Origin of the sequence: Flavobacterium sp., assembly GCF_044368625.1 — a bacterium.
GTDB lineage: Bacteria > Bacteroidota > Bacteroidia > Flavobacteriales > Flavobacteriaceae > Flavobacterium.
The window spans coordinates 1-11,936 of the sequence record NZ_JBIPPD010000092.1 but is presented as its reverse complement, the minus strand read 5'-3'; the positions used below and the strand labels follow the sequence as shown (position 1 = coordinate 11,936).

Genomic DNA, 11,936 nt, shown 5'->3' with positions numbered 1-11,936 from the left:
CGGCCACAAAATCAGATTTGGCGCGAACAAGTTCGCCTTCTGTGAAACCATATTTTTTCACCCTTTCATTTTCCATCACCAAAACTTTCAACCCGTCCAATTGTTTGTCTTCGGCAGTCATTGCAAAAGATTGGTAGGCTTCTTTAGTTCGAGCAAAAGTTCCTCAATGATACGAATATCCAAAAGTAAATGGAGGGGTTGGTGAATTGGTCAATTCGTCCAAACGATTGTTCAACATTGTTGAAAACAAACCTTCAGTAATTTCCTTTTTATAATCAGTAATCGTTACCATTGGTTTTGGCGCATCGTAATCTTTATACATCAACTGTACTTGGGCAGAAGAGGCTTCTTTATCACTTTCGACCGCTATAAAAGTTTCTTTATGATTTGGCAATTCATACACTTTTCGAGGACGTTCATTTTTAGGATTTTGATAAGAAGAAAAATGGTCTTTCACCTTTTTCTCCATTGCATCCACATCAATATCTCCCACCACAATAACACTCATCAAGTTGGGACGGTACCAATCTTTGTAAAAACTAACTAATTTATCGTGTGTAAAATTTTCTAAAATTTCTTTTTTACCAATCGGTAGTCGGTTCGCGTAATGCGAGTTGTACATCATTTTGGGCATATAGCGTCCTAACATTCGCTTATCGGCTCCCAAACCGATCCGATATTCTTCTAAAACTACACCGCGTTCTTTGTCGATTTCTTCGGGCGTTAAAACAGCATTAAAAGCCCAATCTTCAATAATTTGAAAACCTTTTTCTAACTTTTCAGGATCGTCTGATGGGATGGGAAGAAAATACACGGTCTCATCAAAACTGGTGTAAGCATTCAAATGTTGACCAAATTTAACCCCGATACTTTGCAAATAATCCACCAATTTGTTCTTCGGAAAACGCTTGGTTCCATTGAAACACATGTGTTCCATAAAGTGGGCCAATCCTTGCTGATCGTCGTTCTCCAAGATTGATCCTGCATTAATAACCAGCCGTAAATCAACTTTGTTTTCGGGTTTTCCGTTCTTTTTAATGTAGTAGGTAAGGCCATTTTCTAATTTCCCTGTTCTCACGCTGGAGTCAAATGGAATAAGTGCGTCTCCTTTTAATTCCTGTGCTACCATCGAAACCGGTAAGGCTAACAGAAAGAAAAGTGTTTTCGTAAATTGTTTCAAATTAAATATTTTATGGTTGCTTAAATTTAATAAATAACTTAAGAAGGTTGATTTTATTGTATTTTAATTAACAATTAAACCATCAAATATCATAAAATGATGCATAAATACATGCTTTATTTAAATTTAGCATCAAAAACCCTATCATTTAAAAGACAACCTATTAACAGAAAATCGTATATTTACGAGGTCGAAAAATAAATTTTATGATTACGTCAAAAAAAGCACTCTCAATTCTACTCGGAATATTTTTGATTCCACTATTTCTTCAAGCTCAAGTGACAGAAGTTATCCCGCCCTACAATATTAAAACGGTAACTTTTGTTCAAAACGGCGAAAATGTAGTGCCGGTTTTCAATGTAAACGAAGGTTTTCAGTTTCAGTTTGATGATTTGTATGGCGACGAAGCCAACTATTTTTATGTCTTGACGCATTGCGATTATGATTGGAAAGAATCCCAACTCTCAAAAGCAGAATACATCGACGGATTTGACGATCAACGTATTCAAAGAGTTGAAAATTCTTTCAACACACTGCAATTGTATACCCATTATACGTTGACTTTTCCAAACAATTTTACCCGATTTAAAGTATCTGGAAATTACATGTTGACTATATTAAACAACAGTAAAGAGGTCGTTTTTTCCCGAAAATTTATTTTGTACGAAAATCTTGTTTCGGTACCGATGCAAGTGCGAAGAGCCCGAACAAGTCAAAATCTTGATACCAAACAAAATTTGGAATTTTCGATAAAATCAGATGCGATTCAATTTCAAAATCCGTTGCTCAATGTCAAGATTATGTTGATGCAAAATGGCAATTTCAATACTGCAATAAAAAATGTGAAACCGATGTTTACTATCGGCAACGATCTGATTTATCGGTACGATACCGAAACACAGTTTTGGGGCGGTAATGAATTTTTAAATTTTTACAATAAAGACATTCGTGCGGCCAATAATACCGTGGCTCTCGTGCGGTCGAATGAAACTTATAATTCAATTTTGCACACCAATATTGCAAGGAGAAGTAACATTTATACGTTCTTCCCCGACATTAATGGAAACTTTTTAGTCCGAAACATCAACGGCGAAAATTTTAATATTGAGGCCGATTATGCTTGGGTATTTTTCAGTCTAAGCGCTCCGGCTTATTTTGGAAAAAACGATATTTACATCGTAGGAATGTTTAACGGTTATGCCCGATCCGAAGAAAACAAGATGGAATACAACAAAGAAAAGGGACTATATGAAAAAGCGCTAATGATTAAGCAAGGTTTCGTGAACTTCGAGTATCAAATTGCTGATAAAAAAGGAAATGTGGATTATGAGAATGCTATCGACGGAAATTTTCATCAAACGTTAAACGATTATTTGGCTTTGGTTTATTACCGAGAAAATGGTCAGCGGTACGACCGAGTAATTGGTAGAGGCTTTACCACATCAGAGTTCGTTACTAATTGATTTTTAATTTGGTTACACCTTTTATTTTAAGTAATTTTATACCGAATTAAAAGAAACGGTGGCTGCTAAAGAAATTCAGAAATGGTTACACAAATAACAAGAGGTATAAAAATTTCGGTTTTGACTAGTTTTGAAGGCACGTATTTCAAGAACTATAAGGTCAATTTTGCCTTTAGTTACGAAATAACTATCGAAAACCACAGCAAAGACTCTGTACAGTTAATTTCTAGATTTTGGGAAATTTTTGACGCACTCAATGATCGAGAAACGGTTATAGGTGAAGGTGTCGTGGGAAAAAAACCTGTTCTGCGTCCTGGCGAAACATACACCTACAAATCAGGCTGCCTTTTAGCGTCTCCATTTGGTGCAATGAAAGGCTATTTTAATATGGTAAATTTTACTTCTACTCGAAATTTTAGAGTAATTGTACCGAGTTTTAAATTAAGCGCCCCATTTGCATTGAATTAAAACTGAATTTAAATTTAGGATTTTTGAACTAAAACTATTTCCAATCCCGCAATTGCATAAATCACGTCGCCTTCCTGAGGTTGTATGATTCCCAATCCCGTAAACGCCCCAAAAGCAGGTAAAATAATTTGTTTTTTTCTTTGAAAAAAACACGGCAATTTCATCCTACTTCTTCCCAAGCCTTTCAATGTAATTCCAGGGTGAATGTGTCCAGAAAAATTGAAATAATCAGCGGATTCCGTGGGATGATGGGTCAACATAAAATTGTCGATTATTAATTCATCTACGACTTTTACCCCAAGTTCTTGGTAATTGTAAGGTTTTATAATGTCGTGATTTCCAGCGATAAGCACTAATTCACAACCACAATTTCGGGACCATTTTACAAATAAATCCCACTCACTATTTTTAGTACTGTGAAATAAATCCCCTAGAAAAAGTATCTTAGTGGCTTTAAAATACCCCACCACTTCCATCAATTTATCAAAATTGCGGTGCAGGGCTTCGTTGGGAATGGCAAAACCATTTTTTCTAAAATGCGTTACTTTTCCCAAATGTACATCAGCAATGAGTAAAGTATTTTTATCGTTCCAAAAGATTGCTCCACTGCAATGAAGCGTAAAATTTTGGTTGTAAATCTTGGTTTCAAAAGTCATCTATTTCAGGTAAGAAGCGGTCATTTTTTTGATTCGTTCCGCCAATGATTCACTTGATAATTTTTCGCGCAAGCGGTCTGTAATTATCGGAAAACTAAACGGGGTGGGTTTTGAACATTGCTTCACGACAATTTCTTGTAATGCAATTCGTTCCAAAGCCAGTAAAAGTCGGCCTTCCTCCAACTGGTGTTCAAAAGTTTCTCGATACGCTTGTTGCAAAAGTAAATTATTAGGTTCATACTCTTTAAAAACTTCAAACAATAATTGAGTACCACTTTGCAAATGTTTGGCCTTCACTGCTTTTCCTGGCATTCCCGTAAAAATAAGTCCCGCAATAATGGCAATATCCCTAAATTTTCGCCGTGCCATTTCGGTAGCATTCAAACTTGCCTGCAGATCGGAATGCAAATGAGCAGTCGACAATAAATTGTTATCCAATAAATCTTGAATAGAAAATTCTTGATCCGATAAGAGCTCGAAACCGTAATCATTGTACGCCAAAGAAAAACTGATGGGCAACAATAAACTCATCCGATAGGCCAAAACACTCGCCAAAGCTTCATGCACAAACCGACCTTCAAAGGGATAAAAAATAGCATGATAACCTTCTCTTGTTTTAAAAGTTTCGATGAGAAATTCGTTCGCATTAGGAATGATGGACTCTTTTCGCTGCCGTTTGAAAATGGGCTCCAAGGCTTCTAACTCAACTGATAATTGTTCAGGTTTATTTGCTACATGTATTTCTTGACGCAGTAGTTCGCTCATTTGAGCAGAAAACGACATTCTACCTCCCGACCAACTCACCACTTTTGAGGATGCATTGGCCGCTGCTTTTTGAACCAAAACCTGCATGTTTTTGATTTTAAAAAGCGTTAGTTTTTTACCGCCAAAAATAAAAGTATCGCCCGGTTGCAAACGGGAAGCAAACGATTCTTCGATCGAACCAATATAGCCACCACTCAAAAATTTTACCATCATCGAAGCGTCACTCACGATGGTTCCAATGGACATTCGGTGGTGCATTGCGGTTCGGCGGCTTCGAATAATCATGCAACCATCGGGATCGAGTTCTACTTTTTTAAACTCATCGTAAGCTTGCAAACTCTGACTTCCATACACTAAAAAGTTTATAATCCATTGCCATTCTTCGGGCGTCATTTCTTGGTAGCAAAATGTGGATTTTACTTCTTTAAAAATTTCGTTGGGGTAAAATCCGTCCGAAACCGCCAGCGTATTTAAGTACTGAATCAACACATCCCAACTATTCAAAAACGGAACCCGGTCTTCTACAATTCCATTTTCAACCGCTTTTCGCAACGCCGAAGCCTCAATTAATTCCATCGCATAAGTGGCCAAAAAATACACGCGACTTTCCTTTCCAGGTTGGTGACCACTTCGTCCGGCACGTTGTAAAAATCGGGCAACCCCTTTCGGACTGCCGACTTGCACAATCGATTCTACAGGTGCAAAATCGACGCCCAAATCCAAACTTGACGTACAAACCACTACTTTTAATTCTTCATTCCGAATGGCATTTTCAACCCAATGTCGGGTTTCCCTGCTGATGCTGCCGCGGTGCATCGCCATTTCTCCTGCAAATTCGGGGTATTTTTCCAATAATCGTTGAAACCACAATTCGCAAGCCGATCGAACATTGGTAAAAATTAACGTAGTTTTGCTACTCTTGATAATTTCGGCTACTTGATCCAGTAAATGCAAACCCATGTGACCGCGGTACGGATAGGTTTCCATTTTTTCTGGCAATACCGATTCTACTCTAATTTTTTTATGGATTTGAGCACTTACCAAAACCGTTTCTTCCGGATTTTGGTTTACGCCAAATAAAACTTCTTGGGCTTTCGCCAAATTTCCGATGGTAGCCGAAATGCCCCAAAGTTGCAATTTCGGGACAATAGTTTTCAAACGAGAAAGCGCCAACTCCATTTGAACGCCTCTTTTGGTTCCTAATAATTCGTGCCATTCGTCAATGACAATGGCTTCACAATTTTTAAATATTTTATCGTAACCTTTGGTTGCCAAAAGCAATTGCAAACTTTCGGGCGTGGTAACGAGCAAATCGGGCATTTTGGTTTTTTGTTTCACGCGTTCGGATGCAGAAGTATCGCCCGTTCTAATCCCAACCGTCAACGGCAAGTCCAAGTCGAGCACCATTTTTTCAGCGGCTTGTTTAATTTCAACAGATAAAGCCCGTAATGGTGTGATCCAAATGGCTTTGACTCCTGGAGGAAGTTTTTCTTTAAAATTTTTATTTTTTCTAATCAAATGAAGGGCAATCGGAATCCAAAGTGCGAAGGTTTTTCCGCTTCCTGTTGGCGCATGAAGTAAGCCATTTTTACCCTGCAAAAAAGCATTCCACGTTTCCAATTGAAACGCAAATGCCGTCCAACCTTGTCGCTTAAAAAATGATTTTCCGATAGTAATTAATTCCTTTTGATTCATTTATTCTTCAATTTCATCATTGCCAATAATCATACACTTCAAATCCTCAACTGAATTAGCATCTTCAATTTTTTTGTCGTGTCGCCAACGCAAAATTCTGGGAAATCGGGTCGCAATACCACTTTTGTGTCTTTTGGAAAGCGCGATGCCTTCAAATCCAATTTCGAAAACCAATTGTGGTGTCACACTTCGCACAGGACCGAAACGTTCGAGTGTATTTTTTTTTATAAAATCATCTACTTGCCTGAATTCGGCGTCGGTAAGTCCAGAATAGGCTTTTGCAAAAGTTACCAATTCCCGAGTGCCATCTTCTTGATTTTGCCATAAGGCAAAAGTATAATCGGTAAATAAATTGGAACGTCTACCATGACCTCGCATCGCATAGGTCAAAACAGCATCGATGGTTAATGGTGCTATTTTCCATTTCCACCAGTCGCCTTTTTTTCGACCAACCAAATAAGGAGAATCATTTTTTTTGAGCATCAAACCTTCGCTTCTCATTTCTCGTGAACGGGTTCGTTCTTCAATTAATTCGTCCCAAGTTGAAAATTGAACGCGTTCTGAAAGTCGAATAGGCAAACCTGGACTTTTTATTTCAGCAAATAATTCTTCTAAAATTTGACGTCGTTCCTGATACGGTTTGGTTCGAATGTCTTCATTTTTCCATTCTAAAATATCGTACACTTTTAGAATTACGGGTGTCGTTTTTAGCAAAGCTGCGGAAACGGTTTTTCGCCCGATTCGGGTTTGCAAATCATTGAACGTTCCGATTTCGTTATTTGGAAAAGGCAAAATTTCAGCATCTAAAACGGTTCCGTTGGGAATTACTTTTGCGAAAGCTTGAAATTCGGGATATTTGTCGGTTACCAACTCCTCTCCCCGACTCCACACAAAAATTTGTCCGTCACGGATGATGGTTTGCGACCGAATGCCGTCCCATTTGTGTTCAGCACTCCAGTCGGCGGGGTTTCCCAATGCTTCAATTTCCATTTCTAACGGATAGGCCAAATAAAAAGGATAGGGTTTGGAAATAAAATCACTGCTTTTTTCGTCTAAAATCAATTCTTGAAAACTAACCCTATTGGGGTCCCAATTTCCCATTAATTTATAAGCCAAGACATCTTCGTCGAGGTTTTCGGCTTTCGCCAAAGCTCGAGTCATTAACTTTTGGCTTACGCCAATTCGGAAACTTCCTGTGATTAATTTGGTAAACACAAAGCGTTCATAGTAATTCAGTGCCAACCAATTTTCGTGCAAATAGGCTTTTTTGTCGGCTTCGGATTTTGTTTTGAGGGCGATAATTTCTTCCAAAAAGGTGGTCAAACTCTTATCCGAATGATTTTCGGTGGTGGGAATAATGAGTCCGATGGTTTCGGCTAAATCCCCCACAATGTGGTAACTTTCTTCGAAAAGCCACATCGGAATGTTGGCCAATTCATTTGCCCACAAACGCAAAAGTGTAGTATTTACAGGTCTTGGCGGCCGTCGATGCGACAATAAAGCAATAGTCCAGACTTTATCATTTGGCAGAGCTTGCCGAAAATAATCGGTCAAGGCTTCTACCTTTAAGTTGGTTTTATTGGTACTGTCGAGGATGCGAATGAGGTTGGCGAAAAGTTTCATAATTTCTCCTCTACATTTATGTTCAGCTCATTTAATACGGCTTCTTCACTTTCCATTTCTTTCTCGCCTTTGCCGTCCATTTCGCCCGATTCGCCTTCGTATTGGGTTTTGGCAGTTCGGGCATCGTATCCCAATTCGCGCAAATATTTCGAAAACAAATCACTGTAGCCGTGGGTTGCAATAACTCTTTCGGCACCTGTGGCAGAAATACTTTCGAGCAAACCTTGCCAGTCGCAATGGTCGCTTAAGACAAAACCTTTATCGACCGCTCGGCGTCTTCTGGCACCCCGAAAAGCCATCCAGCCGCTTGCCGAACCTGTAACATAAGGAGCCATCTTGCGAATCCATGTACTCCCGTGGGCACTTGGCGGCGCGAGAACGATGTTTCCTAATAATTCTTCCTTTTTAGTTTCTCGGGTAATTAAAGTTGTTGCTGGAAAATCAACTTGCGGTCGAAGCACTTGGGTCATGTTTTCAATCGCGCCGTGGGTATAAATTTTGCCCATATTTGGGTCGAGAAATTTGAGTAAACGTTGTGCTTTTCCGAGGGAATATCCAAACAAAACCGAAGTCTTCCCTTCGGCTTGATTTTCGGCCCACCAATTGTTGACGTCCTCCATAACTTGGGCTTGCGGCAGCCATTTAAAAACGGGCAGCCCAAACGTACATTCGGTGATAAATGTGTGGCATTTTACTACTTCATAGGGTACGGAAATGCCGTCGTCTTCAGTTTTATAATCGCCTGTAAAAACCCAAACTTCGCCTTTGTGTTCGACCCGAATTTGAGACGACCCGATAATGTGACCTGCGGGATGAAAGGAGAATTTAACGTTGTTGATGACAAAAGTTTCGTTCCATTCTTTGCCAATAACATTGGTGACACGAAGTCGGTGCTTGATGATGGGAACGTTGCTGGAATGGGTAATGTAGCGTTCGTGACCCCATCGCGAGTGATCGGCATGACCGTGGGTAATTAGGGCATTTTTGACTGGTTTCCACGGGTCGAGGTATACATCGGCTTGCGAACAATAAATGCCTCGGTCGTTAAATTCTAATAAGGGTGCCGTCATAGGGTTTCTTTAACTTTTTCTTTTTTCTCGCAATCCCAGGGCTTCGAGGGCAAAGACGCGAAGCAATTGAAATTGTGAGATGATTTTAAATAAATTTAAGCTAGTTGAAGGGAATGAAAAAGTATTTGTGGGAAGTTTAACTTTTGTTGGCTTCCCGCTAACGAAGTTTCGGGACCTCCGAAGGAGGGGAGTTAGAAGATGGGAGTTGGAAATTTAAAAAACTTGAATACAATCAACTTTCGCGTTCGGATTTTTGAATTTTTTAAAAGTATCATTTTTGTATAATCCAATCCTGTTGGTTTCATTGGTTTTAAACACAAGCTCGACGTGAAGTTCTTTTATGTAAATGTGTTCCCAGTCGGTTAGTAAATCTAGGCGGATATTGGATTTTGGGTAATACTTCAGGACTTCGCTTGCTGTTGTGTTCGTATTAATTTTACCAAAGTAAAATCTAGGCGAGCGTACGATCAAACTTTTGATTTTGTTATCCTGAATATTGTTGGCAGCAAAACCTAAAACTTCATTTCCATCCCAAATTTCAAAACCAAAACTACTCTTATCAGCACACGTTTTGTAATTATTTTCTTTTTCGATAAAACTAATATTTGGATAAATTAAGATTATATCTTCCAAAGTCATCCCGATTGCAATATCTCCAATATATTTAATGGGCAGAAATTTCATCAAATCCGCATCGTAATATTTGGTTTTTTTGAGTTTGGAATCATCAAGTTCGTATTCGCCACTTTGTATGACATCGTAGTCGATTTTATTTTCGTTATTCATGTCAAAAATTTCATTCATTACCGTAAATCCATTTTGGTTAAATGCAATTTTCGAACTGTTTACCTTATGTTCTTTTGTAACATTAAAACCATTTGGGTCGTTTTCATCAGGCTCCCAAAAAACAATCGACGAGTAATATTGAATTTGCAAAAAAGTATAATTTTCTAAATTGACAATGTAAAAATATTTGAATCCAAATTGCGTTTGCCGTGCCGTATGATCGCCTTCGGCATTGATATAAATGAACTGTCTATTTTCAGAAAAACCGATGATTTTGTAGTTGGTTTGTTCAGAGAAATCTAGATTTAAAGTCACACAAAAATCTTTTTCCTTGATGTAAAATGCGGGAATTCGCTCCTTACCGTAGTAACTGATGAAATATTTATTATCGAACATTTCGGCCTCATTAAGCACATCATCTTTTATGTCTTTATTATAGATTGTATCAACCGCTTCCATTTTTTCGAAATGATACACGTACTTTTCTTGACTGAAAGAGCTCGTAAAGCTGTGAAGTAAAATCAGGATAAAAATTTGATATTTCATTTATGAAGGCTATTTGCTTTTTAAACCAATTTGAAACCATGAATGGAACTTTAAAAATTATTTCGTGCTGTCAGGAAAAAGTTCGGCTTTTCGTTTGATGAGTTCATTGGCTACTAAAGCACTACTCCCGCCTTTTTCTTGCAGTTTTGAAATGATATTTTCGTAACTTTCTTTGTCTCGGTTTTGACTCAGTTTGAATACATTTTCTAATTGGTCGGCTTTGATTTCAAATCCCACAATGGCTGGCATCATTTGATCGACATACTGACTTGGTAAATTATCCAGAACAGTCGGTGAATTTGTATTCCCTTTCTCAAATTTGAAAGTCAACTTCCGCATAAATGATGTTAATTCCTTATCGGTCATAAAATGTATTTTTCCTGTGACATGCACACTCATGTAATTCCAAGTCGATCCAGCGTGCGGATTGCTGTACCAAGAAGCACTTACATAACAACTTGGGCCGGTAAAAACCAGCAAGGCGTTAGGGTTTTCTGCAAATGCTTTGTGGTGGTCGGTATTTCGCATAAAATGACCTTGCAAAAACAGTTCGCCCTCTCGTTCTTCCAGTAAAACCGGTATTTGCGTCGCCACCTGACTTCCGGACAAAAAACTCCCGGTCATGAATGCAAATGGATTATCTTCGATGAAGTCTAAAATGGTCTGCTTGTCTTTTTCTTTGAAATAGGAAAAGTTGTACATGTGTATATTGTTAATTGTGATGTTGCAATGACTGCCAGCGATTTGTTCACTTCTTGTCATGTTTAATGTCTGATTTTGAATACCTGATTTGTTGCGTGCTTATTATTTAAATAAAGTTTGGTAAAAACCAACTTATTCCTGATTCAAATATAACAAAGTCTTGGTAAAAAAGTGGGCACAAATATTTTAAGGATAAAACTGTTGTTGAAAGCAATTAATGAAACGCACAATCTTTCGAAGCCAGAACTTAACTAATTTTAACAGGACAATTGCAACTATTAGGATGCTGGTGCGAGCGTCAAGCTCGTACCTAATTAAGTTGTTTTATATTTGGTGGCACGAGCGGGACGCTCGCGCGGAACATTTGAAGTTAATGTCCCTTAATTTTATTGCTTAATCACAATAGTGTGTTACTCTAAAGCTTAAAGAAAATGAATTACATTTAGGACAAAAATTATTGACAGTATTTAATTGTAATGAAAAATTATTAATAGTATCATTGTTTTCATTATCGCCTTTTAATTTTGCAGATGTATAAAACACATATTTAGGATTTTTTTCGTGTTCAATATAATTTACAGATTCAAACTTACCTGATTCCATATTAATTGCAGGAATAGGACGATTAGTTAAATGACCCATCCTACTACCTCCATATTTAAAAGAGTTTTCATAGTTACAATGTTTGCATTGTGATGCTATTATATTTCCCATTGTCTTTTTATTTTGTGAACAAATACATCAAATAGCATGTACAGCTTAACGATAAATATAGGATTTGAATTTTTGTCCAAATCCACGAAGAACTGCCTAATATTTTTGAAAGCCTTGATAAGTTTTCAAATTTGGCAATGAATTCAATGTAAGTTCAAGTTATAAGTGCAACAGATAAATTAAAAACACTTGGAGTTTTCCTCCAAGTGTTTAAGGTCAAAAGCCTAAATTTGTCTTTCATGAAAAAATATAAACAATTAACCGTTGA

Annotated in this window: 10 protein-coding genes; 2 read left to right on the top strand and 8 right to left on the bottom strand. The window is 37.8% G+C overall.

The annotated features are described in order from the left end of the window. Nucleotides 1-163: 163 nt before the first annotated feature. Nucleotides 164-1,180 carry a M16 family metallopeptidase gene (locus ACIQ2X_RS08600; RefSeq protein ID WP_396178517.1) on the bottom strand — a complete coding sequence of 339 codons (1,017 nt, stop codon included), beginning with the start codon at nucleotides 1,178-1,180 and terminating at the stop codon, nucleotides 164-166. Between the two features lie 206 nt (nucleotides 1,181-1,386). On the opposite strand from ACIQ2X_RS08600, the gene ACIQ2X_RS08595 reads away from it, so the two are divergent. Together ACIQ2X_RS08595 and apaG are read left to right on the top strand one after the other, a co-directional pair. Continuing rightward, nucleotides 1,387-2,643 carry a DUF5103 domain-containing protein gene (locus tag ACIQ2X_RS08595; protein ID WP_396178516.1) on the top strand — a complete coding sequence of 419 codons (1,257 nt, stop codon included), beginning with the start codon at nucleotides 1,387-1,389 and terminating at the stop codon, nucleotides 2,641-2,643. A gap of 81 nt (nucleotides 2,644-2,724) precedes the next feature. After that, nucleotides 2,725-3,111 (top strand): Co2+/Mg2+ efflux protein ApaG, encoded by a 387-nt coding sequence (apaG, locus tag ACIQ2X_RS08590; protein WP_396178515.1) that lies wholly within the window; start codon nucleotides 2,725-2,727, stop codon nucleotides 3,109-3,111. A gap of 14 nt (nucleotides 3,112-3,125) precedes the next feature. Here the strand turns inward: apaG and pdeM are convergent, their stop codons facing one another. The 7 genes from pdeM to ACIQ2X_RS08555 all read right to left on the bottom strand — a co-directional run bounded on the left by pdeM (nucleotide 3,126) and on the right by ACIQ2X_RS08555 (nucleotide 11,668). Beyond that, on the bottom strand, nucleotides 3,126-3,767 hold the full coding sequence (gene pdeM, locus ACIQ2X_RS08585; RefSeq protein WP_396178514.1) for a ligase-associated DNA damage response endonuclease PdeM: 642 nt from the start codon (nucleotides 3,765-3,767) through the stop codon (nucleotides 3,126-3,128). Further along, entirely contained in the window at nucleotides 3,768-6,227 is a 2,460-nt protein-coding gene (locus ACIQ2X_RS08580) for a ligase-associated DNA damage response DEXH box helicase (protein ID WP_396178513.1), read from the bottom strand. It lies immediately after the preceding gene. Beyond that, nucleotides 6,228-7,850 carry an ATP-dependent DNA ligase gene (locus ACIQ2X_RS08575; protein ID WP_396178512.1) on the bottom strand — a complete coding sequence of 541 codons (1,623 nt, stop codon included), beginning with the start codon at nucleotides 7,848-7,850 and terminating at the stop codon, nucleotides 6,228-6,230. After that, on the bottom strand, nucleotides 7,847-8,920 hold the full coding sequence (locus tag ACIQ2X_RS08570) for a ligase-associated DNA damage response exonuclease (RefSeq protein WP_396178511.1): 1,074 nt from the start codon (nucleotides 8,918-8,920) through the stop codon (nucleotides 7,847-7,849). Before ACIQ2X_RS08570 ends, ACIQ2X_RS08575 begins: the two co-directional genes overlap by 4 nt. Nucleotides 8,921-9,133: 213 nt before the next feature. Beyond that, nucleotides 9,134-10,252 carry a hypothetical protein gene (locus ACIQ2X_RS08565; protein ID WP_396178510.1) on the bottom strand — a complete coding sequence of 373 codons (1,119 nt, stop codon included), beginning with the start codon at nucleotides 10,250-10,252 and terminating at the stop codon, nucleotides 9,134-9,136. A 57-nt stretch (nucleotides 10,253-10,309) separates the two neighbouring features. Next, nucleotides 10,310-11,014, bottom strand: a complete 705-nt coding sequence (locus tag ACIQ2X_RS08560) for an FMN-binding negative transcriptional regulator (protein ID WP_396178509.1) — start codon at nucleotides 11,012-11,014, stop codon at nucleotides 10,310-10,312. Between the two features lie 333 nt (nucleotides 11,015-11,347). Beyond that, nucleotides 11,348-11,668: a hypothetical protein gene (locus ACIQ2X_RS08555; protein ID WP_396178508.1), complete on the bottom strand. Its 321-nt coding sequence runs from the start codon at nucleotides 11,666-11,668 to the stop codon at nucleotides 11,348-11,350. Nucleotides 11,669-11,936: the final 268 nt, after the last annotated feature.